The 23,083-nt window shown below is 69.1% G+C and carries 23 protein-coding genes and 1 tRNA gene; 18 read left to right on the top strand and 6 right to left on the bottom strand.

What is annotated here, in order from left to right:
- Positions 1–2: 2 nt before the first annotated feature.
- On the top strand, positions 3–1,889 hold the full coding sequence (locus ACZ58N_RS17715) for a DNA/RNA helicase domain-containing protein (protein WP_471160324.1): 1,887 nt from the start codon (positions 3–5) through the stop codon (positions 1,887–1,889).
- Here the strand turns inward: ACZ58N_RS17715 and ACZ58N_RS17710 are convergent.
- The gene (locus ACZ58N_RS17710; protein ID WP_471160321.1) at positions 1,882–3,081 is read right to left on the bottom strand and encodes an MrcB family domain-containing protein; all 1,200 of its coding nucleotides are present in this window, start codon (positions 3,079–3,081) and stop codon (positions 1,882–1,884) included. The genes ACZ58N_RS17715 and ACZ58N_RS17710 overlap by 8 nt on opposite strands.
- A 529-nt stretch (positions 3,082–3,610) precedes the next feature.
- Here ACZ58N_RS17710 and ACZ58N_RS17705 point away from each other — a divergent pair.
- Positions 3,611–4,156 (top strand): DUF6932 family protein, encoded by a 546-nt coding sequence (locus tag ACZ58N_RS17705; protein ID WP_471160319.1) that lies wholly within the window; start codon positions 3,611–3,613, stop codon positions 4,154–4,156.
- Positions 4,153–5,133: a hypothetical protein gene (locus ACZ58N_RS17700; protein WP_471160316.1), complete on the top strand. Its 981-nt coding sequence runs from the start codon at positions 4,153–4,155 to the stop codon at positions 5,131–5,133. The genes ACZ58N_RS17705 and ACZ58N_RS17700 overlap by 4 nt, the downstream gene beginning before the upstream one ends.
- Positions 5,134–5,193: 60 nt before the next feature.
- Here the strand turns inward: ACZ58N_RS17700 and ACZ58N_RS17695 are convergent, their stop codons facing one another.
- Positions 5,194–5,847 (bottom strand): YdcF family protein, encoded by a 654-nt coding sequence (locus ACZ58N_RS17695; RefSeq protein ID WP_471160313.1) that lies wholly within the window; start codon positions 5,845–5,847, stop codon positions 5,194–5,196.
- Entirely contained in the window at positions 5,844–6,632 is a 789-nt protein-coding gene (locus tag ACZ58N_RS17690) for a GntR family transcriptional regulator (RefSeq protein WP_471160310.1), read from the bottom strand. The genes ACZ58N_RS17695 and ACZ58N_RS17690 overlap by 4 nt, the downstream gene beginning before the upstream one ends.
- Positions 6,633–7,080: 448 nt before the next feature.
- Between ACZ58N_RS17690 and ACZ58N_RS17685 the strand changes: the two genes are divergently transcribed.
- The 14 genes from ACZ58N_RS17685 (at position 7,081) to ACZ58N_RS17620 (ending at position 18,732) form a co-directional block, all read left to right on the top strand.
- A complete protein-coding gene (locus ACZ58N_RS17685) occupies positions 7,081–7,353 on the top strand; it encodes a DUF6284 family protein (protein WP_471160307.1) in 273 nt (90 codons plus the stop codon).
- Positions 7,350–7,691, top strand: coding sequence for a hypothetical protein (locus ACZ58N_RS17680; protein ID WP_471160304.1), 342 nt, complete (start codon positions 7,350–7,352; stop codon positions 7,689–7,691). Before ACZ58N_RS17685 ends, ACZ58N_RS17680 begins: the two co-directional genes overlap by 4 nt.
- Positions 7,688–8,689: a DUF2637 domain-containing protein gene (locus ACZ58N_RS17675; protein WP_471160302.1), complete on the top strand. Its 1,002-nt coding sequence runs from the start codon at positions 7,688–7,690 to the stop codon at positions 8,687–8,689. Before ACZ58N_RS17680 ends, ACZ58N_RS17675 begins: the two co-directional genes overlap by 4 nt.
- Positions 8,686–9,024 carry an RRQRL motif-containing zinc-binding protein gene (locus ACZ58N_RS17670; RefSeq protein WP_471160299.1) on the top strand — a complete coding sequence of 113 codons (339 nt, stop codon included), beginning with the start codon at positions 8,686–8,688 and terminating at the stop codon, positions 9,022–9,024. Before ACZ58N_RS17675 ends, ACZ58N_RS17670 begins: the two co-directional genes overlap by 4 nt.
- A 29-nt stretch (positions 9,025–9,053) precedes the next feature.
- Positions 9,054–9,575, top strand: coding sequence for a hypothetical protein (locus ACZ58N_RS17665; RefSeq protein ID WP_471160296.1), 522 nt, complete (start codon positions 9,054–9,056; stop codon positions 9,573–9,575).
- Entirely contained in the window at positions 9,575–10,210 is a 636-nt protein-coding gene (gene traA, locus ACZ58N_RS17660) for a plasmid transfer protein TraA (RefSeq protein ID WP_471160293.1), read from the top strand. The genes ACZ58N_RS17665 and traA overlap by 1 nt, the downstream gene beginning before the upstream one ends.
- Before the next feature lie 28 nt (positions 10,211–10,238).
- On the top strand, positions 10,239–12,308 hold the full coding sequence (gene traB / locus ACZ58N_RS17655) for a plasmid transfer protein TraB (RefSeq protein WP_471160291.1): 2,070 nt from the start codon (positions 10,239–10,241) through the stop codon (positions 12,306–12,308).
- A 200-nt stretch (positions 12,309–12,508) separates the two neighbouring features.
- Positions 12,509–12,973 carry a hypothetical protein gene (locus tag ACZ58N_RS17650; RefSeq protein ID WP_471160288.1) on the top strand — a complete coding sequence of 155 codons (465 nt, stop codon included), beginning with the start codon at positions 12,509–12,511 and terminating at the stop codon, positions 12,971–12,973.
- A 79-nt stretch (positions 12,974–13,052) separates the two neighbouring features.
- A complete protein-coding gene (locus tag ACZ58N_RS17645; protein WP_471160285.1) occupies positions 13,053–14,120 on the top strand; it encodes a DNA cytosine methyltransferase in 1,068 nt (355 codons plus the stop codon).
- Entirely contained in the window at positions 14,117–15,007 is an 891-nt protein-coding gene (locus ACZ58N_RS17640) for a bifunctional DNA primase/polymerase (RefSeq protein ID WP_471160282.1), read from the top strand. The genes ACZ58N_RS17645 and ACZ58N_RS17640 overlap by 4 nt, the downstream gene beginning before the upstream one ends.
- A 167-nt stretch (positions 15,008–15,174) precedes the next feature.
- Positions 15,175–15,357: a hypothetical protein gene (locus ACZ58N_RS17635; RefSeq protein WP_471160279.1), complete on the top strand. Its 183-nt coding sequence runs from the start codon at positions 15,175–15,177 to the stop codon at positions 15,355–15,357.
- On the top strand, positions 15,357–16,607 hold the full coding sequence (locus ACZ58N_RS17630; RefSeq protein WP_471160276.1) for a DUF3631 domain-containing protein: 1,251 nt from the start codon (positions 15,357–15,359) through the stop codon (positions 16,605–16,607). The genes ACZ58N_RS17635 and ACZ58N_RS17630 overlap by 1 nt, the downstream gene beginning before the upstream one ends.
- 202 nt (positions 16,608–16,809) lie before the next feature.
- Positions 16,810–17,160, top strand: coding sequence for a helix-turn-helix domain-containing protein (locus tag ACZ58N_RS17625; protein WP_471160273.1), 351 nt, complete (start codon positions 16,810–16,812; stop codon positions 17,158–17,160).
- A 54-nt stretch (positions 17,161–17,214) separates the two neighbouring features.
- Complete coding sequence (locus ACZ58N_RS17620) at positions 17,215–18,732, top strand: LacI family DNA-binding transcriptional regulator (protein WP_471160271.1); 1,518 nt, start codon at positions 17,215–17,217, stop codon at positions 18,730–18,732.
- Positions 18,733–18,851: 119 nt separating this feature from the next.
- On the opposite strand, the gene ACZ58N_RS17615 is transcribed toward ACZ58N_RS17620, so the two are convergent.
- A tRNA-Pro gene (locus tag ACZ58N_RS17615) sits at positions 18,852–18,925 on the bottom strand.
- 113 nt (positions 18,926–19,038) lie between these two features.
- Positions 19,039–19,977: a metallophosphoesterase gene (locus ACZ58N_RS17610; RefSeq protein WP_471160269.1), complete on the bottom strand. Its 939-nt coding sequence runs from the start codon at positions 19,975–19,977 to the stop codon at positions 19,039–19,041.
- Positions 19,978–20,046: 69 nt separating this feature from the next.
- On the opposite strand from ACZ58N_RS17610, the gene ACZ58N_RS17605 reads away from it, so the two are divergent.
- Positions 20,047–20,508, top strand: coding sequence for a GatB/YqeY domain-containing protein (locus tag ACZ58N_RS17605; protein WP_471160266.1), 462 nt, complete (start codon positions 20,047–20,049; stop codon positions 20,506–20,508).
- 92 nt (positions 20,509–20,600) lie between these two features.
- Here ACZ58N_RS17605 and ACZ58N_RS17600 read toward each other — a convergent pair whose 3' ends face one another.
- A complete protein-coding gene (locus ACZ58N_RS17600; RefSeq protein ID WP_471160264.1) occupies positions 20,601–22,958 on the bottom strand; it encodes a transglycosylase domain-containing protein in 2,358 nt (785 codons plus the stop codon).
- Positions 22,959–23,083 lie beyond the last annotated feature (125 nt).

The raw sequence follows: 23,083 nt of genomic DNA, 5'->3' as shown, positions 1-23,083 counted from the left end.
CCATGCATGTCTACGAGGGAACCGTCCAGGCGCTGGCTGTGGAGTTAGCCGACCCGTCGTTCATCCCGGCGTCCGAAGCCCGGTTCATCCACCTGTTCGGGACCGCCCCCACCGCGCAAGAGGTGCGGAGCTGGCGACGGAGCTGGCCCCGTCTCGTGGACGCTGTCCTCGCTGCCGGCCTGGGGGAGCTGCATGTCCTGCTGGAGTACCTGCTGCCCGCCACCGGGGAACGGGTCGATGCCCTGCTGCTTGGCCAGGCCCCGGACGGCAGACTCCGCACGGTCGTGATTGAACTGAAGCAGTGGACCACGGCGGAGACGAATGTGGCCCGGCCGGGCATGGTCAAGATCGGCGAACGGATCGTCCAGCACCCGGCCCGCCAAGTCGGCGGATACGTCACCTATCTCAAGGACTGGGTATCCCAGGACGCCAACCCCTTGGACGTCCGGGGCGTCGCGGTCCTGCATGACGCCCCGAGCACCCTGGTGGAAACGCTCCGTTCCCTCCCCGGTCAAGGCCCCTCCTCCAAATTTCCGATCCTGGGCCGCGAGGACCTCACCCCAACTCCCACGCCAAGCGTGCTCGCCGACCGACTCGGCTGCGCAGACCTCCGCCCAACGGACAGCGGACGGCTCGCCGCGTTTCTGCGGACGCGCCACCGCCCCTCCACCGGCCTGCTACGGCGGGCGGGAGGCGTGATCGAGGGCAACGGTGCCCTCACCCTGATCGGCGACCAAGACCTCGCTCGGCAGGAGATACTCCACACCGTCACCGAATCCCGTCGCCAGGCCCGCAAGAGCATCATCGTCGTGACCGGCGGGCCCGGAACAGGCAAGACGGCCATCGCCTGCCGACTCCTCGGCGACCTATGCGGGCAGCCCCACGCCAACCCCCGCCTCGCCACGCCCAGCGGCACCCTGACCCGGCAACTACAGCGCACCGTGGGTCCTGCCTCGCGCGGCCTCATCACCACCCTCGTGGACAAGGTCCCCACAGGCCTTCAGTCCGACAGCGTCGTGCTCCTCGACGAAGCACACCGGGCACGGACCTACCCCGACTACCGCCGCGACCCCTTCCCCACAGTCCTAGGTCAGATCATCGACCGCGTTGGCGTGATCGTCCTGTTCCTCGACGAGCAGCAGATCGTGCGACCGTCCGAGGGCGTCACCCTCCACGAGCTACGCCACTACGCTCACAGCCAAGGCCACACGTTCTGGCACACCAACCTCACCACCCAGTTCCGGTGCAACGGCTCACGCGCCTACCTCGACTGGGTCAACCAGCTCCTACAGCCCGCAGGGCCAGCGCCCATGTGGACCGGCAGCGACTACGACCTGGCCTCTGCCCAGAATCCGCATAACTTCGAGAGCTGGGTCACGGACCACATTGCCGCAGGCAGGAGTGCACGCATCACCGCCGGCTTCTGCTGGCCCTGGGAGTCACCCTCCACCCCGCCGCTCCGGCCAGAGGTCACCATCTCCTGGACAGGGCCGGGCGGCTCCTACACCTGGTCCCGCCCGTGGAACGCACGCGCCGACGAGACAAGCATGGACATCCCAGACGTTCCCGGGCGCCCCTACTGGGCCACCGACGTCGGCGGCCACCAGCAAGTCGGTTGCGTCTACACCGCCCAAGGCATGGAGTACGACTACAACGTCGTCATCATGGGCAACGACATCGTCCGCCGCGGCGATCGCTGGATCGCCCACCCCGACGCCAGCCGCGACAAGCCCCTGAAGGTCCTCCCCGCCCAGCGCTACCTCACCTACGGGCTGAACGCCTACCGCGTACTCGCAAGCCGCGGTTCCAAGGGCACCCGCCTCTACTCCACAGACCCCGAGACTCAGACCTACCTTCTGAGCCTGCTTCCAGCGGCGCCGGCTAGGTGAAGGACACGGCCGTCTCCGCTGGCCAGCGCTGGTCGGGAACGCTGAGACTCGGTGTCTGCACCGGCGATGCAGGCGGTCCCACTGGCGTCCGGTAGGCATAGGAGATCACCGTGAGGTCTTCCTCTGCCACGTCCCAGGGACTCGTGCAGTGCAGGACGCCGCCGCTTGTCGTCGGCGCCGCCCCCGTGCGATCAAGCTTGATCGAGTGGACGACCACCAGCGCGTTGTCCGGGTAATAGTCACGCTGCTTCTCGACCTCGGCACGGGTGAGGACCACGTCCGTGCCAGCAGAGGTGGTGCCCTTCACCTCGGCGCGGCACCGCTCCTCGCCCCGCGAGAGAAGCAAATCGAAAGACTCCCTGGCGCCCACGTCCTTGACCGACCAGCCCTGTGACTCGAAGTACTCCGTGGCCATGCGCACGCTGTGCAGCTCGATGGCCTTACGTTCGGCGGCCGTGAGCAGGAAGCCCTGACCGGAGCGCCGCTTCCGAGCACTTGCGGGTGTCCGCCGACCTGCGGTTGTGGCGGCGTTCTGCTCGGCTTCAAGTACCTCGGGGGCGGGGTCACCCGGGATGTGTGGAGCGAGACGTTCGTGTCTGTACAGAGCTCCCAGCAGCCCCGTCATGAACAGCAAGTCAGCGAGCAAGACATCCGACTCCGGGAGGTCGTCGCGGTCATAAGCGATGGCCACGACGTTCCCGGGTCCGTAGCCGCGACCCAGAGCCGTCCTGGCGTCCAGCTCGATGGTCGTGAGCAAGTCCTGCCGGGTCGACATCCTGTCCGCCAGGAGCGGAAGGGCCCAACCAGCACGAGCCCGCAGATCCTCGGGCCGTCGCGCCTTGAAGTCGCCGCCCGTCCAGATAGTGGTCCCTTGGTTCAGCGTCAGGTAGACGTGCCGGCCCGACGCGCTGAAAAGGTAGACCACGTACCAACCCGTGGTCGCACTCGGCGACTCCTCCCGCCCGAACACGCGGAACCAAGGGATCTCCGTCTTCAGGCCGGTCCCGTCCCGCCCCTCAATACCCAAGTTGTCCGGTGACGTGCCGAGCGCATCAGCCAGAGCGGACGCGTGGCCTCGAAGGACGTCAGGCAGTTCCTGGCGGACGATGACGCCACGAGCCCGCATGTGCTCATCGTTCTTCGACGTCCAACGCGGCTGTAGATCAAGAACCTTGCTCAGAAGATCTTTCACGTGCAGCACACTAGCCGCCCGCTCCGACAGTCGGAGTTTCGTATGCGGTGCGCCCACGCAGAGGTGCGCGGCGCTAGCCTGCTCTGGGCTCTACGGTGAGCCTGGACCCGCGCATTACGAGTTGTATGATCCCGTTCCGCCGCCGTCCGTAGACGTCTCGGGTGCGCGCAATCCGCCGGTCAGAGCCCACCCCCGTACATCAGCAACCATCCACGAACCGTCGCGGATCCAGCCAGCGATGAGCCCACAACTGAGACAGAAAATCTCAGCGAGAACGGAGCTCAGCAAGGCAAGGGACCTCATCTCCGGCCGCTCGGTCGGTCCGGACGCGCTTCTGCGCGGCTGACAAGAGCGACCTGGCACCCGGCACCCAGAGCGTGCCTGGGCTGGCGCCTGTTGGCGCTTCCTAGCGTGCGCTGCCACCGGCCACTCACGCCAGCCCGAACTTCCCGGGCCTGTCAGACGAACCCCTTACTACAGGAGGTGGGCCGCGGCTAGCATCGGTGAGCCAAGGGGAGGGGGACGAACGATGACGCGCCTACTTGAGCTGGATCCTGACTCAGGCTTCCTGCCGCCTGGGCGCTATGCGGCGTCACTGGACGACCTTTACACCCAAATGGTCGAGTCAACCGGCTCGGTGGTCCGTCAAGAAATATGGACCGAGTGGGAGCAGCACAGGGCAAGCATGGAGGCAATGGCAGGCGAGATTTCTCGCGTCTGGGTAGGCGGAAGCTTCGTGAGCAGCAAGCCAGATCCGAGTGACATCGACGTCGTCTACCTCCTGCGCGCCCAAGCGTACGACAGGCTTGGATCAGATGATCTTTTTGATCTCGATGAGCTGACTCTCCGGGCCTGGTGCGTGGAACGCGGCATGCGCGTGGACGCCCTCCTCGTCCGCCTTCCGGAGGAGCTGCCCGTATCGGAAATGTTGCCGATGTTGCTGACGAAGACGGATGCGTCGTCGTTCAGAGACATTGGACTCTACGATGAAGTCTGGCAGTGCACACGTCCGCTGACTCCCGGAACCAGGGGACGCGGGCAGCTGCGCCGAGGATACGTGGAGGTGCTGCTATGACGGCGCCCGTTCCTTTCCCTGACCCTGCCGACAAGGAGGCTGTGCGTCGGTGGAAGCGGGAGAACCGGCGGACCACTACAGGCCTGCCCACTCCGGCGACTCCCGAGGAGTTCGCCGCCGTCCAGCGCAACCGACTTCTACAATCGGTAGACGACGGCGACCGCCGGACAGATTTTCGGCGACGGCTCGATGTGGCCCTGACGGGCGCAGCAACAGCCCAGCATTCAGTTCGCTTGACGACTCTTGGCGCCTTCTTGACTCACCTGCAGGAGTCGGTTTCTGCCGTTGCTCAAGCACTGGCCGGACACGCCACTAGCTACGCCTCCATTCCCCGCGACATCCGAGAAGCGACTGCATTGAGTGCGGCCGCTATGTTCCCGTCGTCATTTGGTGTGGCTATCTACGGTCCAGCTAGTGACACAGTAGAGACTGACGTGAATTCCATCCCGCCGGCTGGCCCCTCTAGGAACATGCTCGATGAAGCGGTCGAAGCAGTCCTCGATTTGGTGGATCTGTCAGAGGGGGCAGGCGACTCCGACGAGCTATTGGCCGAGCACCTCGTACCTCTAGGTCAGCGCGCGATGAAGCACATCGGGGCGCTTTCTGGGGCTCTGACGGATGCTGGCGTCGGGCTGCAGGTCTCTTGGCAGACGGAGGCCGGGGAGGTTCGGCGCAGCAACTGGACACCTACTGGAGTCCAGCATGTCAAGACACTCTGCGAGCACAGTGAATTCGGCACCCCGGAAATAGTCGAAGTCACAGGATGGCTTGGCAGCGCTAACGCATTCAATAGCAAGGTGGAAATCCTAACCGACAGCGGTGAGGTAATTAAGGCGAGCGTCGGCGAAGATTTGACCCCTGAACTCAATCAGCACTTCCAGCAGCGCGTAAGAGCTTCCGTGGAAGTCACCAGAGTTCATCGGGCTGGGGGGCGTGAGCGAAAGATCTACTCGGTACGCACATTGCAGAATCTGTAAGGCACCCTGCGCCAGCTCGGGGCGCAGGGTGCCTTCCTTCGGCGCAATGCCAGCGCCGATTCATTCCTCAGCTACGAGGCGCCCTGTAAAGCCGTCGGAGCACAGGCGTCCGTACGCCGCAGCAACCGTGTACGGAACGTCTTGGTGGACCAGAAACCCCTGCTGCGGGTAGATGAGCAGCCTCTGCTGCGCGCCGACGAGCATTTCGAACACCATGCGAGGGTCCTGGATCGAATCGACATACTCGGCGAGTGTCATCGGAGCAGAGGCGCTGACGACCTCCACCTCGGGCCAGAGCTTGCGCGCTGTCGCGAAAGCCCGCCGCTCCTCGTACGGCTTGCTGACGAGAAGCACCGACTCGACGCCAACGCCCCGGTCGGCTAGCAGCGACCGGGAAAGACGGATGTTCTCGCCCGTATTCCGTGCCTGTGGCTCCACAAGGATGGCCGAGTCGGGGACGCCCAGTTCCAACGCCCGCTCTCGGTAGTGCTCCGCCTCGCCGCGGGGCATCCGCTCGCGGGTCGTCCGGCTGGTGGCGCCCGTGAAAACGATCAGCGGCGCCATCCCGCGCTGGTAGAGGTCGGCCGCGACCTCGGCGACCCCCAGGTCATGGCTGCCAAGCCCGATGGCTACAGAGCAGGGCCGCAGTTCATGGTGCATCTGCTGGAAGTCCCAGAGCCGTTCGGCGTCAGCCCAGTTCTGCGACGTGATCACGGTGTCGCCTCTCGCGCCGAGTCGGGGACCTGGAAGTCATAGGCCCAGGCGAATCGAGTGGCCGCATGCAGGCCGATGGCGAACTCGACCACGGTTCCGTCTGCCGTGTACGTCGTGCGGTGAAGTTCAACCACCCATTCACCGGGGGCCAACTGGAGCAGCGCCGCCTCGTCGGAGGTCGCGACGCGCGCGAACAGCTCCTCACGCATGTGGTCGATCTCGTACCCGGCGTCATAGAGGACGCGGAAGCCTCCACCTCGGCCGGCCGGACCTGGGCTCGGGTCAACAATCCGAGTTCCCTCAACGTGCTCAGGCCGGTAGTAGCTGGTCAGGGTGTGCGTCGGCTGGTCGCCTTCCTTCACGAGCCTGGCCCTCGCGTACACCTCAGCGCCCTCGGAAAGCCCGTGCGCCGCGGCCACCAGCGGAGGCGCCGGCACCCGACTGACGCTCTGCGTCTGCTCACCGCGCTTGTAGGCTCGGCCCGACGCGACCCGGTCGGCGATGAACGCGACTTCGTCGCCGTCCCGCCACTTCGCCTTGTCGTACCGGGCGATGCCGAGCCGCTTTAGCGGTGCCTGCTCCCGAACGACCGTTCCGTGCCCCCGCGAAGAGGTCACCAACCCCTCGGCTTCGAGAGCCTTGTACGCCGCGTGGACCGTGGACTTCGATCCCTCACCCGCATCCACTAGGTCCCGGATGTGCGGTAGCTGCTGGCCAGGGGCGTAGTCGCCCCGCCTGATCTGTTCGGCCAGCTTGTCAGCCAGCTCTCTCCACTTGGGTGCCACGCGAACTCCTCTCGATGGGATCAGTCAAGCACAGTCCCAGGACTGTTGACAGTCCTGGGACTGTAGGGCCATAGTCATCCACAGAAGTCCGCAGTCCTAGGACAGTGGACCGGGGAGGGCCTTTTTTGGGCTGCTCTCGGCGCCCGGAGAGCCCGCGAGACGGCTCGAAGGAAGCGATTGTCCGTTGAGAACTCAACAGTGGATCGAGGTATCCGCCCCCCTCTGAGAGGGCGGCGTGTGCGGGTTCTGCCCCCGTGCACGGAACAGCGCCACCCCGACCCCTCCGCCGCCCAATCGGGCTACGGCCGGTTGCCTCCTCTGCCCGTCTCGTACGGGCGGAGTCGAGGGGAGCCGGAGTTCTTCCGCTTCGTCCCAATGCAGTGCAGCCCCCGACGCTCGAACGCCGGGGGCTGCTGAGTCCCGTTCCTCTGTAGAAGGAGCAAGACCCATGAAGTCCATCGCTGCACTTCAGAACCTCGTTACCCCGTGGTCCGACGGCCTGGAGCCGACGGACGCGGAGCTGGATGCGATTGAGTGGGAGATGCCGCTGATCCTCGCGAGCGTTGACCTCCTCGACGCGGAGATCGCCGTTCTGGACCGGACGCCGTCCGAGCTGGACGGTCAGCGGATCCGCCGGGCCCGCCGGCGGATGCTCGCTGTTCGCCGGGACCTGACCAACCAGGCCGCCGCCGCTGCGGGCATGCAGGGCGGTGCCGCGTGACCACTCCGATCACCCTCTCGGCCCTGGGCGCTCCGCTGATGGCACTGCGCATCTTCGCCGACGAATACCGGCACCTGCCGGCGCCGTGCGTGGCTATCTCCACGGTCTACCCCGACCTGCTGGAGTTGTCCTTCTACGACGATGCCGACGGGTTCGAGACCTGGTGCCAGGCACTCGGGATCCGCCCCCGAGCAGTGCAGCACAGCGTTCACAGCGACGGCCGCACCAGCGTCATGAAGGCAGTGACCAACTACTCCGGTGGCCCGGTGAAGCTGATCTGCTTCACCACGATCCCCGCCCCCGAGGGCGAGCGTTCACGGGCGGAGGCCACCTCGTGAACCGTGTTCAGATCCGTTCGTCCGAGCGTGCTCTGTCGGTCGGGACGTGGCTGATCGTCGGCGGGGCGATGCTCTACTCCGTCCTGACCGTCACCCCGCTCATGGCCGCACACACGCCAGCCGAGTGGCGGTGGACGGCCCCGATCCTGCCGCTCGTCGTGGACGCGGCGGTGGTCATCGTGGTCCGTCTCGACTCCGTCCTGGCCCGTCTCGGCGGGAACGGCGGGGCCTGGCCGGTGGCGCTGCGGTGGATGACCGGCACCATGACCCTCGCCCTCAACGTGGGCGTATCCGCGCTGGCCGGGGACCTGGTCGGGGTCGCCGTGCACTCCGTGGCACCCCTCCTGCTGATCGTCACGGCGGAGGCGGGGCTTGCCTACCGGCGGGCCCTGACGGCTGCTGTCCTGGCCGTGGAGGGCCGCAAGCGCGCCGAGCAGGACACCCGGGATCGGGCGGCGGCGGAGCGGGAGGAGAACCGGCTCCGGGCCGCTCGTGAACAGCGCGAGCACGAGGCGGCCATCGCCCGTGAACAACGTGAACACGAGGAGCGTCTGGCCCGCGAGGAAGCCGCCCGGCAGGACCGCATCCGGCGCGAAGAAGCCGAGCGGGCAGAGGCTGCCGAGCGGGCGGAGCGGGAAGCGGCTGAACGCCGTGAACAGATCCGCGAACAGCAGCAGGCCGAGCGTGAACGCCTTGAACGCCAGGCCGCGCAGCAGCGCGAGCTGCAGGCGCAGGAACAGGCGGAGCGTGAGCGCCGTGAACGGGTCCGTGAACAGGAGCGGATGGAGCGTGAACGCGCCGCCCTCCTCGCCGCAGGCCCGCCGCCAGCCAAGCTGCCGGAGGAGCAGGCCCGCGCCACCGTGGCCGCCGCGTTCGCGGCCGGGGTGCCGGTCCGGGTCGCCGCGGAGCTGTCCGGCTGGTCCGTCGGCTGGGCCTCCGCCCGCTACCAGGAACACCGCGACGGCAACGCCTCCACCGCTCCGGCCCTCGGCCGATGAGCACCCTGCCCGTCTACCGGTGGCGGCTCGCCCCTGAGGGTCTGGCCACCCGCCGTCAGCTCCGCGCCGCCGGGCTCCGGCCCGGCGGCCAGGACGTCGTCGCCCAGTTGGAGCGGCCGCGCCGGCGGCGGGGCCCGCTGGTCGCCTACCTCTACCGGATCGACCTCGCCAGGCCGGTCCGGCCCATGACCCGGAACCGGTGGGCGGCCCTCGCCAAGGCGAACGCCGCCCGCCGCCGGTGCCCCGTCTGCCGCGACCACCTCCCCTACGTGATCCCGACCTCGCTCGGCATGTGCGTGGCCTGCCACGACTTCCCTGGACAGCGCGCCGCCTGAACCTCCCTACCGCCTCAAGGAGTTCTGCTGTGTCTCGCCGTACCCGCACACACACCGCGAAGGGCGCCGCGCCCACCGTTCACATCCCCCGCCAGCGCGGACGCCGCCAGGGGCCTCAGATCATCGTCGTCGTCTCCGACGAACCCGCCCTGACCCGGCGGGCGGCGGCCGCGTCCGGCCGCTGGGTGTGGAAGCACCGCCGCACTTGGGCACCGACCGGCCTCGCGATCCTGCTGCTGGCCGTCACGGGAATCGTCCACCTGATCACGCCGTGGGCCGCGCTCGTCGCGGCCCCGGCCGCCGCCGTCCTGTTGGCAGTTCTGGGGTGGAAGGCCAAGGGCCGCCCCGTGCGGACCCAGGCTGAGGGCGCCCGCCGGATCGCGCTGGCGGTCCTCGCGCTGGCTGCGCTGGCTTGGCTGTGCCTGGCTTTGTGGTTCGGGCCCGCCGAGCCGGTTCTGATGGGCCTGTGGTCGCTGATCACCCTCGATGCACAGGTCACGTGGCTGTTCGCCCGCCTGCGCTCCACCCTCACCGCTAAGGGGACCCGCTGATGTCGAACAACACCTGGATGCCCAACAACGGCACTCCCGGCCCGCGCCGTCCGCAGAACGGCACCGGCGGCCAGCAGCCCGGCCCGCAGCAGGGCGGATGGCAGCAGGGTCAGTGGCAGCAGCCGGGCCCGGCTGGCGCCCCCGGTGGCAAGTCGCGGTCGCGGACGTCCAACCGCACGCGGGAGTACCACTTCCACATCAACGACTCCGGCCCCCGCGCCGGGGCCGGCGGCCAGCAGAGCGGCTTCCAGCAGCAGGGCAACGGCCGGGGCCGGGGAGCCGGGGGCCGGATGCACTCGCCGCTGGGGGACCCGGAGTTCTTCTCCAACGTGGACATCCGCAACTACTGCGAGGGCGGCCGTGGGCTTTTCCTGCAGATGTCCTTCGAGCTGGCCAACGCCGCCGAGATGCTCAACGCCGTCCTGAAGGAGATCCCCGACCCCGAAGGCCGCCCCTTCGGCTCCCGGGCGCGGGCGCGCAGGGTGTCGCGGCGGATGAAGAAGGCCGCCGAGGACGCCCTCGGCACCGCGAAGAACCTCGCCGCCACCTACGCCGCGTTCCAGCGGGAGTTCGACCCCCAGCTCGCCCCGCACGCCCGCCCGCGCCAGGGCCGCCGCTTCGACTTCAACGGCTAACGACACCTGATCGCAGGGAGGTCAGAGCATGCCCCGAACCACATCACCCGACGAAACCCGGCAGCAGTACGACGCCCACGGCGAGGGCGGCGGGATCGGCGAGTACCTGCTCCATCGCGCCAAGCCCCACCTGCCGCCGTGGCTCGCCGGTGCCGGTACGGGCCTGGCCTCCCTGCCCGCCCACTACTTCTGGTCGGGCGAGCCCGGCGTCACCGCCGGCCTCACCCTCGCCTCCGTCGCCCTGACCGGCCTCACCTGGTGGGCGGGCAAGTCGACCACCCAACAGCGCCGCCTGCACTCCGCCGTCACCGTCGCCGCAGCGTCCACCTGGTTCACCGCGGCGGCGATCGCCGGACCCGGGGCGGGGCCGCTGGGGGAGTTGTACTTCATCGGCGCCCCCGCGCTCGCCCTGTCGTGGAACATCCGGCAGATCCTCCGCAAGAACGTCGAAGGTGCGGGCCAGTCGGCGGATGGTGGGTTCCTGGAGAAGGTCGGCCTGGCCAAGACCCAGGTACTCCGCACGGAGGTCGGCCCGAACAAAGCCTCCTTCGACCTCCAACTCCCCCGCGGCGAGCTCACCCCGGACGACGTGTCGAAGAACCTGACCCGCATTGCCGGGGCGCTGGATGTGCCGAAGACGGCGATCCGGATCCAGGAGAACCCCGACTCGGCATCCCGGGTCATGCTCACCGTGGTCCCGCTGGACCTGCTGAAGAACACCGTCCCCTGCCCCGGCCCCAGCGCCCCCGGGGAGTCGATCAGCTTCCCCGTCGTCGTCGGGATCTACGAGGATGGCGCCCCGGCGGTCATGTGGTTCCCCGGCGATCCGGACGAAGCACGCAACGCGATGATGCTGCTCCTCATGGGCATGACCGGCTCCGGGAAGTCCGAGGGCGGCCTGACCGCGCTCGCGGAGATCCTGACCCGCCGGGACGTGATCGTGTGGGCGTCGGACCCGGCGAAGAAGGAGCAGACCCTCGGCCCGCTCCTGCCCGCGATCGACTGGGCCGCCCTCGACATGCCCTCCACCAAAGCCATGATCAAAGCCCTCACCGCCGTCATCCCGGCCCGCACGGCGTGGCTGGCGAAGTACGGCTACAAGCAGTGGGTCCCGGCCTGCGCCGAGACCCAGGCCGACGGTTCCCCGGGCATGCCCTACCTGGTGGCCTGGTTCGAGGAAGCGGCGAAGACGATCCGTGAGATCGACGACGACGTGTTCACCGGCCTCGCCCAGGAAGCCCGCTCCGCCGGCATCTCCCTCGTCCTGTCGATGCAGCGGGCGTCGGGCAACCAGGTCTCCACCGACACCCGCGCCTCCCTCGGCTCCTCCTGGTGCCACGGCGTCCGCACCGAGCAGGACGCCCGCTTCGCCCTCGACGACGACGTCCTCGACGCGGGCGCCGCCCCCCACGTGTGGAAGGACAAGAAGCCCGGCTACTCCTACCTCGTCGCCAACGGCGTCCCCGACGACGCATGGGCCACCCCGATGCGGGACTACCTGTGCAGCGTCGACTACCTCAACTGGGTCGTCGTCACCTTCGCCGACATCCGGGCCGCGATCGATCCCGTCACTGCCGGCGCGGCCGCCCGCTCCGCCGACCGGGCGTTCACCGGCCGCACCCGCTACCCGATGCCCGGCACCACCGACCAGCCGGAGACCACCATGCCCAACGGCCACGGCCCGGACGAGGACGACGAGAACGACTACTACCCCGACGAGGACGACTACGACCAGCGGCCACCGAGCGGAACCGACGAGGAGGACGACTACGTGGAAGGGGAGTTCATCGACGCGGAGCGGGAACTCCCCGAAGTCGAGCAGGTCGTCCAACTCGCCGCCCGCCCGCCGGCCGATGAACCGCGCCCGAAGATCAGCACCGCAGAGGCCCGGGCCGCGATGGAGGAGGTCCTCGAAGAGTTCGAGGACGAGGGCCGGGACGTGGTCGGCCCGGCGGACTTCATGGCCTACTGCGACCGCTACGGACGCGGCCGTTCCTGGGTCTCCGGACAGGTCGCCCAGTTCGTCATGGCCGGGCGTCTCGCCGAGACCAGCGAGGTCGGTCGCTACCGGATCGTCCCGTACCAGGCGGCGGCCTGACGCGTCAGACGCGTCTGACAGCCCTGACAGGCGAACAGCCCCAATACCCAGGTCATACGTGTGCGCGAGGGGTGTCAGACGGGTGTCTGACGCGTCAGACACCCCCACCGGACACCCACCCTGACACCCCAGACACCCCGCCCCGGCAGGGCCCGAGCCACCACGGCCCGGGCCCTGCCGGACTTCCCCTGGAGTCCGCCATGACCTACGAACCCACCCACCCGACCCTCCCAGCGCCGCTCCGGTACGGCGACGCGATCGTCTACCCGCCGGCCGTTCCCGAGCCGCTGACGCTGCCCGCCGCGATACCGCCCGGCGTCCAGTACGTCACTCTCCCCGACGGCACCCGGACCCTCGCCTACACGACCGTGCCCGAGACCACGCCCGTCCAGCGGATCCCGGCGTGGGCCAAGACGACCGCGCTCCTCGCCCCGACCGTCGGCGGAGGCATCGCGGCCGCCTCCGCCGGCCTCGCCTACGCCGCCCCAGGACTGATCGCCCTGACCGAAGCACTCTGGGCCGCCGTCGCCCTCATCGCAGCCGGCGCAGTCGTCGCTGTGGCCCGACCGCGTCGCAGCGCCGGCCGACCCACGACCCACATCACGCAGCACGTCACCGCGACCGGCCTCTTCGGCCGTGCCCATGGAAGCGTGCACCACCGCTGAACGCCGAAGGCGGCCCCGTCTCGCCAAAGTCCGGGCCGCCCTCGTCTCCCAGCCTTCTCAAGAACTGGAGACATCCAGCATGACTCACCCCACCCACATTCCGCGAGAGGCCGCCCGACCGCCCCGGTTACTGGCCCTGTGCGCCGGCTACGGCGGCCTGGAGATGGCCCTGTCCGCCGGGCTCGGCGGCCCGGTCGTCGCCTTCGCCGAGAACGACCCCCACGCCTCCCGCGTGTTCTCCGCACACCACCCCGGCATCCCGAACCTCGGCGACATCACCTCCATCGACTGGCGACACGTCCGGGACCTGCACCGGCCGGACGTCATCGGCGCGGGCTGGCCGTGCCGCAACATCTCCAACGCGGGCCGAAGGGACGGGATCCATGGACAGTGGTCGAAGGTCTGGAAGGACGTCGCTGCGGCTGTGGGCGTCATTCGACCGCGTCTCGTGTTCCTGGAAAACGTGGCGGCGATCCGCTCGCGGGGGCTGGACACCGTCGCCGAAGACCTGGCCGCGCTCGGGTATGACGCGCGGTGGACATGTCTACGGGCTGGTGACCCCGCCGTCGGAGCCCCCCACAACCGAGACCGCTGGTTCGCCGTCGCCCATCCCGCTGATGCCGACCCCCACCACCTCGGACGGCACTGGCGGACCCGGCACCAGCCCCAACCGCAAGGGCGGACTCAACCTCCGGACCCTCGTCACAAGGCTCCCGGGCCCGCCCGAAGCCTGAGGCTCCTCCCCACCCCGAAGGCATCCGACGGACCGCACGGCGGCCCCAACCAGCGGGACACCGGCGGCCGCTACTACCTCCCCGGCCAAGCCGTCCGCCTCGACCAGCAGTGGCTGGCCACCGACGGCACCGACTACCGGCCCGCCATCCGGCGCTGGGAAACCGTCACCGGACGGGGAGCCCCCTGCCCGACCGAACCCGGTACCCGCGGAAACCGCCGTCTCGCCCCCGCCTTCGTCGAATGGCTTATGGGCCTCCCCTCCGGCTGGGTCACCGAAGTGGACGGCATCCCCCGCGCACAACAGCTCAAGATCCTCGGCAACGGCGTCGTCCCCCAGCAGGCCCACCACGCCTACACCCAACTCCTCTCCACCCACCTCACCTCCGCGCCCGGCGTCAGGAGCGCGGCATGAGCGAGACCCTGCTGAACGCCGCCCTCGCGGCCGCCGAACGCGACTGGCCGGTGTTCCCGCTCCGCCCCGGCTCGAAGAACCCCGCCCTGCACCGACAGGAGGGCTGCCCCCTCACCGGTGTCTGCGCCGCTGGCCACGTGAAATGGGAGCAGCGCGCCACCACCGACCAGGCCGTCATCGCCCGGTGCTGGAGCCACAAGCCGTACAACATCGGCCTGGCCACCGGCCCCGCCGGGCTGATCGTGATCGACCTCGACATGCCCAAGCCCAACAGCGGTCAGGACGCGCCTGGCGGCGCGGACAACCTGTTGGCGCTCTGCGAGCGCGCCGGGCAGCCCGTCCCGGTCACCCGCACCGTGCGGACTCCCTCCGGCGGAACGCACCTGTACTTCACCGCCCCGGACAGCTCCCGGCTCGGGAACACCGCGGGCAAACTTGCCCCGCTCATCGACACCCGCGCCCACGGCGGATACGTCGTCGCCCCCGGCAGCACCACAGCCGCCGGTGTCTACCAGGTCACCGACGACTCCCCGCCCGCCGAACTCCCCGCCTGGCTCCTGACCCTCCTCCAGCCCCCGGCACCACGCCCGCTCCGCATGCTGATGCCGGGATCGGTCCGCAGCGGCAGCGCGGCCCGCGCAGCGCTGGACGCCGAATGTGACGTCGTCCGCCGGGCGCCCGCGAAGCAGGCGAACAACACGCTCAACCGCAGCGCCTTCAAGGTGGGGCGCTTCGTCGCGTGGGGCGACCTCCCCCGAGAGGAGGTCGAGGAAGCCTTCCAAGCGGCGGGGGAGGATCGCGGACTCACCGTGGCCGAGTGCCGCGCCACGATCCGCAGCGCCCTCGACAGCTCCGCCCGCATGGTCCGCGCCCGGGAGATGGCATGACCACCCACCCCCATCCCTCCTTGGAAGGCCCCACCCACACCCGTACCGGGACCCGCCCCGCCGAACCAGCTCCCGCCCCCGACGGCGGTGGTGCGCCGAGGGTCGTCGCCGAAGGCGTCCCTTCATTAGTTCGCCCTGACCCGCCCGCCGACGACGGACGCCGGCCCGTGGCCTGGCTCCACATCGTCGCTCCCGGTCGCGGCGTCACCCCGTCCGTTCGGTCGTGGTGCCAGTGCGGGCGGGACCTCTTCGCCGCCGGACAGGCACGCGCGCTCGCCCTGATCGACGACCACGTCCAGCACCGCGACCTCTGTCCGCTGCTCGTATCCCAGGAAGGGAAGGCCGCCTGATGAGCGACCACAAGCCCCAGGCCGCACCCATCGACGGAGCCGTCCTGCTCGACGCGGTGGAGGCATTCCACCGGCGCTTCAACGTCTTCCCCAGGGAGGCCGCCTACGTCGCGGTCGCGCTGTGGGACGCGCACGCCCACCTGATCGACGCGTTCGACGGAACCGCCCGTATCGCGTTCCTGTCCCCGGAGCCGGGATCGGGGAAGTCCCGCGCGCTGGAGATCATCGAGACCCTGACCCCACGAGCCGCGACCACGGTCAACGCGTCCCCGAACGCGCTCTTCCGCCTGGTCGACGCCCCGGAAGGCCCCCCGACCCTCCTCTTCGACGAGATCGACACCGTCTTCGGACCCAAGGCCGGTGACAACGAGCAGGTGCGAGGTTTTTTGAACTCCGGCTACCGCCGCGGTGGGAACTCCCTGCGCTGCGTCGGGGACGGCACTAACCAGACCGCCGGATGGTTCTCCTCGTTCTGCGCGGTCGCCATGGCTGGCCTCGGCTCCCTGCCCGACACGATCCTGACCCGCTCCGTCATCATCCGCATGCGCAAGCGCGCCCCGAACGAGACCTGCGAGCCCTACCGCCGCCGCGTGCACGAGAAGCAGGGCCACGCCCTGCGTGACCGCCTCGCCAAGTGGGCCGACACCGTCCGCGACCAGGTATCCGAGGCCTGGCCCGAGATGCCCGACGGCGTCACCGACCGGCCCGCCGACGTCTGGGAGCCGCTCCTCGCCGTTGCGGACGCCGCCGGCGGCGACTGGCCCGAGCGGGCCCGCGCCGCCTGTGTGGAACTGATCGCCGCCGCACACGACAGTGAGGAGGCGTCCCTCGGTATCCGGCTGCTGACCGACCTGCGGGACAAGGTGTTCTGCGGAGCCGACCGCATGCCCACCGCCGTGATCCTCGAATGCCTCCTCGCTCTGGACGACTCCCCGTGGGCCGACCTCGACGACAAGCCGATCACCTCCCGGACTCTGGCCAAGATGCTCGGCCAGTACGTCACCCCGGCGAACAAGCCCATCAAGCCCCGAACCTTCCGGATGCCCTCCGGCACGCCCAAGGGCTACTTCGCCGACGACCTCTCCGACGCGTGGACCCGCTACTGCCCCTCGCCCCCGCTCAGGTCCGCAACATCCAAAACATCCGCAACATCGCAGTTCACAGAGGGTGGATCCGTTGCGGATACCCCCACCGGCATCCGCAACGCGACACCGGAAACCGCCACACTCCCGCTCCACATCGCCGGCTGACCAGCACCACCCCGTGGGCACCGCTGCACCGACTGTGGCGGCGCCCATCCGCAACAAATCCGCGACCCGCAACAAACCCAAGCCTCTGACCAGGCATGTTGCGGCGTTGCGGCTGTTGCGGATCCCTGGCCGAGGAAGGGCCGGGGGACGGCGTAGCGGTCATCGGTATCGCCCCATCGCATCGGCACCCGAGAGGACTGAAGTGACCACAAAGGCAGACACGCTGCCGCGTCTCTACTACCCGTCGGACATCGCCAAAGCGCTCGGCATGTCCGAGTGGTGGGTGAAGGAGCAAGCGCGGAAGCGGCGAATCCCGTTCACCAAGCCCGGCCGGGCCTACCGCTTCACGAGTGAGCAGTTCGCGGAGATCCTCCAGCTCTTCGAAGGGCGGCCAGCCAGCACGGCCGCAGTACAGCCGATCAGGAGCGGCTCCCCTGCCGTGCGGCCGGCCACCGCGCCCAGGCCCGTCCGACAGACGGCGGCGCCCCTTCGGCTCCGTGCCCGGCCCCCGCGCCGGAGTGTCCTCCTGGACCAGCAGCGGGACGCCGCCTGACAACAGCCCCGCCCGGCTCGTTCGGGCGGGGCTCTCACCTGTAGAGAGAGAACCTTGGGATTCGCAGAGAACCGCGGGGACTACTGGCGGGGGCGGTACAAGACCGCCCCCGGCAAGTACGGCACCGTCGCCGACAATAACGGCAAGACCATCCGCTTTCGGACCAAGCGTGCCGCCGAGAAGGCGGCGGCAGTTGAGGAGGAGAGGGTACTTACGGCGAGCCAGACGGCTGAGGCGCCAGAGGTCGAGCGCATCACCTTCGGTGCGTACGCGAGCAGGTGGTACGGAGCCCAGGACCTCGCCGCCTCCACCATGCAGAACTACCGCCGACACGTTGAGGAGCACCTGCTCCCCGAGTTCGAGGATGCCATCGTCGACGAGATCACCAAGGGGGAGATCGACGCATGGGAGCGGGGCGAGCGCGCCCGCGGTTACGCGGCCAGCAGCATCAAGACCTGGCGCGGCACCCTGCACTTGATCCTCGCCGACGCGGTCGACGAGGGACTTCGCGACGCGAACCCGGCCACCCGTCGCCGTGGCCGGGGCAAGCGCGCAGGCCGCTCCCGTAACCGCGGTCCCGAGAAGGTGGTGACGTCGGCCCTCGGAGTGCTGCTGATCGCCGAGCGGGCCGCTCTGCTCTCTGGCCGGGACGACGAGTTCGTCGCTGTCGTGCTCAAGGGGTACACCGGGATGCGCTGGGGCGAGATCGTCGGCCTGGAGACGAAGTTCATCCGGCCGGCCTCCCTGCGCGTCGAGTCGCAGCTCTACGAGCTGGACTCCGGCGAAATGCACCGATGTCCGCCCAAGGACGACTCCTATCGGACGCTCGATGCACCGGACTGGCTTTCAGGTCTGTTGGCCGGTCAGGTCGCGCGGGCGGGGGAGCAACCGTGCGCGTGCCACGGGCTGCGGTACCTGTTTAGTGGGCACTCCGCTGCCAACGGAGCGGCCCGTCGCCCCGGGGCCAAGCTGGCCGACGTGGCGCGCGCCGCCGGGGTCTCCACCGGCACGGTCTCGAACGTGCTGAACCGCCCCGGCGCGGTCGCCGAACCCACGCGGGCCGCGGTAGAGAAGGCCATGACCGATCTCGGGTTCATCCGGTTCTGGCCGTCGGGTGAGAACGCGGCGCACTGGCGGCGGAACGGCTTCGCCACGTGGCTGTTCCACCCCGCCGCGACCGGGTGGTACCCGAAGAAGTCGCCGCAAGAGGCCCGTCCGGTACCGCTGCGGGCGGAGCCCTGGCCGGGCATCCCAGCTCGTGGCCGGGGCGCCGCCGCCCGTGCGGAGGCGTCGTGGGTGCCGATCGCGCGCGGGCTCACGCCGCACGGGCTGCGGCACAGCCACAAGACCATGATGGACGAGCTGAGGACTCCGCCGAAACTGAAGGACGAGCGGATGGGGCACGAGGACGGTTCCGTGCAGGCGCGGTACTCCCACATCACTCCGGAGATGCGCCGCGAACTCCTGGCTGGCCTGACCGGCATGTGGGAAGAGTCGCTCGACGCGCGCAGGCGGATGGCTCCCAGGTCGCCTGTGGCCGTTCTCGACGCGCTGCTGAGGGCCCATCCGTAGGAGCGAGCCGGGAGCCGTTTCGGCGGAGGTTTCTCCCAGGATTCTCCCGAGAGGGTGGGGAGAAACAAGGAGAGCCGGTGCAGATTTCTCTGCACCGGCTCTCACCTGGTACTTCAGCGTCGGGGTGGCGGGATTTGAACCCACGACCTCTTCGTCCCGAACGAAGCGCGCTGCCAAGCTGCGCTACACCCCGATCGTCGCTTTGGCGTCTTGCTGCCGTGGCGACATCGATTACTTTAGCGGACCCTCGCCCGGAGACGAAATCCGGTTTTCACGGGGCGCCGCCGGGCGGCCGCGGCCCGGTCGTCAGGCCTTCGGGGTCAGTGTCAGGAGGGTCGCTTCCGGCGGGCAGGCGAAGCGGACCGGGGTGTAGCGGTTGGTGCCGCAGCCCGCCGAGACGTGGAGGTACGAGCGGTGACCGCCGGCCTCGTACGTCGACAGGCCCTTGACCCGCTTCGTGTCCAGGTCGCAGTTGGTGACCAGGGCTCCGTAGAAGGGGATGCACAGCTGCCCGCCGTGGGTGTGCCCGGCCAGGATCAGTGGGTACCGGTCGGCGGTGAACGATTCGAGGACCCGCAGGTACGGGGCGTGCACGACGGCCATCGAGAAGTCGGCGTCCGCCTCCGGACCGCCCGCGACCCGCTCGTAGCGGTCCCTCTTGATGTGCGGGTCGTCCAGACCGGTGAAGCCGAGCTCCAGCCCTTCGAGCTTCAGCCGGGCCCGGGTGTTGGTGAGGTCGAGCCAGCCCGCCGCGTCGAAGGCGTCCCGCATGCCCTCCCACGGGTTGTGGACGGCGCCGACGACCGGCTTGTTGCCGTTCAGTCCGTGCCGGCCCTGGGTCTTCTCGATCAGGTACCGCCCGGGATTGCGCAGCCGCGGCCCGTAGTAGTCGTTCGACCCGAAGACGTACACGCCCGGGAAGTCCATCAGCGGTCCCAGCGCGTCGAGCACCTCCGGCACGCCCTCCGTGTCGGAGAGGTTGTCGCCGGTGTTCACGACGAAGTCGGGGCGGAGCCCGGCCAGGGACTGCAACCAGGCCCGCTTCTTGCGCTGCCCGCCGACCATGTGGATGTCGGAGACCTGGAGCACGCGCAGCGGGCGCATCCCTTGCGGGAGCACGGGCACGGTGACCCGGCGCAGGCGGAAGGAACGGGCCTCGAATCCGGCGGCATAGGCCACTCCCGCGGCCCCCACCGCCGCGATCGAGGCAGTGACTTTCAGGGGGACTCCGTAACGCGCGCGCATGCCACCTATGGTCGCAGACGCGGAAAACCGGCGGGCGCCACCGCCCCCACACCTGGCAGACTCATGGGCATGACCACGCTCAAGGCCAAGCTCCAGGAAGACCTCACCAACGCCATCAGGGCACGCGACGAGCTCGCTTCGTCGACGCTGCGCCTGACCCTTTCCGCCATCACCAACCAGGAGGTCGCGGGCAAGGAAGCGCGCGTGCTCTCCGACGACGAAGTCCTCAAGGTGATCGCGAAGGAGGCGAAGAAGCGCCGCGAGGCCGCGGAGGCCTTCGCCCAGGGCGGCCGCGCCGAGCAGGCCGCGCGGGAGACCCTGGAGGGTGAGTTCCTCGACGCCTACCTGCCCAAGCAGCTGAGCGACGACGAGCTCGTCGCCATCGTGACGCAGGCGGTCGCGGAGGCCAGGGCGGCGGGCGCCGAGGGGCCGCGGGCCATGGGTGCCGTCATGAAGATCGTGAACCCGAAGGTGGCCGGTCTGGCGGAGGGCGGCCGGGTCGCCGCGGTCGTCAAGCAGCAGCTTTCCTGACCGCGCGGAGCGGGGAACGGGAAGAACCTGAAGAAGGGGAGGGCCCCGGCCGGATGATCCGGCCGGGGCCCTCCCCTTCTTCAGTGCAGGTCCTACTGTTCCTCCCGGCCGCCGATCAGGCCGGGCTCCCCGGTGATCCCGCCGAAGGGCGGCTTGGGGGAGTCGCCACCGGTGCCGCCGCCTCCCGTGGCGCCCGCGCCGCCCGTGGCCCCGGCGGCCGTCGCGCCGCCGGGCCGGCTGTCGCCGGGCTTGCCGTCACCGCCGGGCTTGTTCGGCTTCCCGGGCCTGTTCGGGGTCGGCGGGTTCGGGTTGCCGGCCCCGTTGCCGTTGCCCCGGCCGCCGTTGTTCCCGTTGCCGGAGCTCGGAAGCTGCGGCTCGGGGATGCTGACCGTGGCGAAGTCGGGGGCCTCGCGGCCGGACAGGGCGCCGGAGACCGCATCGCGCCAGATCGGGCCGGGCAGGCCACCACCGAAGACCTTCGGGTAGTACTGCCCGCCGATGGTGATGTCCTCCATCGAGATCTTCTTCGCGCCGCCCGAGCCGACCCACACCGCGCCGGACATGTTCGGGGTGTAGCCGACGAACCAGGCGTTGTAACGGGAGTCCGTCGTACCGGTCTTGCCCGCGTTGTCGCGGTTGCTCAGGCCGGCCTTCTCACCGGTACCGGAGTCGACCACGCCGCGCAGCAGGGTGTTGATCGTGTCGGCGGTGTCCTGGGACATCGCCCGCTCGCACTTGGTCTTCGGCACCGCGAGGGCCTTGCCGTGGGCGTCGGTGATCGACTCCAGGGCGATCGGGGTACAGTACGTGCCCCGGTTGGCGAAGGTCGCGTACGCGTTGGCCATCGTCAGCGGGGACAGTTCGGCGGAGCCGAGCGCGATGGAGGGGGCCTCCACCAGCTTCGAGCCGTCGGCCGGGACCACACCGAGCTTCTGCGTCATCTCGGCGACCGGGCAGAGCCCGATCTCGCCGATCATCTGCACGAAGTAGGTGTTGATGGACTTCTCCATCGCCGTCCGCAGCGCGTAGGGACCGACCTCGTCCTCGGTCTCGTTCTCGGCCGTCGCGAGCTTCTTCTTGCCCTCGGGCAGGTTGACCCACTGGCTGCCGTCGCACTTGGGGATCGGGCTCGGATAGTCGATCTTGTTCGGCGCGGAGTAGACCTTGGTCGGCGCCATGCCCTGCTCGATCGCGGCGGCCGCGATGAACGGCTTGAACGTGGAACCGACCTGGAAGCCGAAGTTGGAGCCGCCCATCCGCTTGTCGACGGAGTAGTTGATCTGCGTCTCGTTCTTCCCGAAGCCGTACGGCTTGGACTGCCCCATGGCCAGGACCCGGCCGGTGCCCGGCTGGATCATGGTGACGGCCGTGGCGATCGAGTCGTCCTCGTTGACGTGGTCCTTGATCGAGGCGTTCGCCGACTCCTGGGACTGCGGGTCCAGCGTCGTGCGGACGGTCAGGCCGCCCTGGTTCCAGATCTTGGCCCGGTCCTCGCGCGTCTTGCCGAACACCGGGTCCGACAGGAAGGTGTTGCGCACGTAGTCGCAGAAGAAGCCCGCGCCCTTGACCGCGGTGATGCAGCCGTTCTTCGGCCGTGTCACCTTCAGTTGGACCGGCTTCTTCTTCGCCTCCTCCGCCTCCGCCTGCGAGATGTCCTTCATGTCGGCCATCCGCTGGAGGACGGTGTTGCGGCGCTTCATCGCCTCCTGCGTGTCGTTGACGGGGTCGTACCGGCTCGGCGACTGCACCAGGCCGGCCAGCAGCGCCGACTCGTCCATGGTGAGGTCCTTGGCGGGCTTGCTGAAGTAGCGCTGCGCCGCCGACTCGATCCCGTAGGCCTGCTGGCCGAAGTAGGTGATGTTGAGGTAGTTCTCCAGGATCTTCTTCTTGCCGAGCTCCTCCTCGACCTGGATCGAGTACTTGAGCTCGCGGATCTTGCGGCCGAGGCTCTTCTCCTGTGCCTCGCGCACCTTCGTCTCGTCGTCGCCGGCCTCCTCGACGAAGACGTTCTTCACGTACTGCTGCGTCAGCGTCGACGCGCCCTGCGCGGCGCCGCCCTCCTGCGCGTTGCGGTTCACCGCGCGCAGGATGCCCTTGAGGTCGACCGCGCCGTGTTCGTAGAAGCGCGAGTCCTCGATGGCGACGATCGCCTTCTGCATGTACGGGGAGATGGCCGTCAGCGGGACGACCTGCCGGTCACGTGAATAGACGGTGGCGATCAGGCCACCTTCCGCGTCCAGAATCGTGGTGCGCTGACTCAACGGAGGCGTTTTGAGATTGGCCGGGATCTCGTCGAATCCCTCGACCGTGCCCTTGGCCGCGAGTCCCAGCGCGCCGGCGCCCGGGATCGCGATGCCGGCCAGTACGACTCCGGAGAGAACGGACACCCCGAGGAACTTGGCGGCCTGCTGTGGCCCCGTGAGCCCGCCGCCCGAGCGCTTCTTACCCATGGAGGGCAGCCTACGTTCTCATTCACCGGACACACGCGAATGCCTTGGCCTAAGCTGACCCCAACTGTCACAGCAGTGTGGTGCGACATCAACCCCTCGGCTTGTTTTTCACCCTTCCCGAATGG

Source organism: Streptomyces sp. NPDC040432 (genome assembly GCF_055595445.1).
The sequence above is the reverse complement of the archived record's forward strand: the minus strand, read 5'-3'. Positions and strand labels throughout refer to the sequence as shown.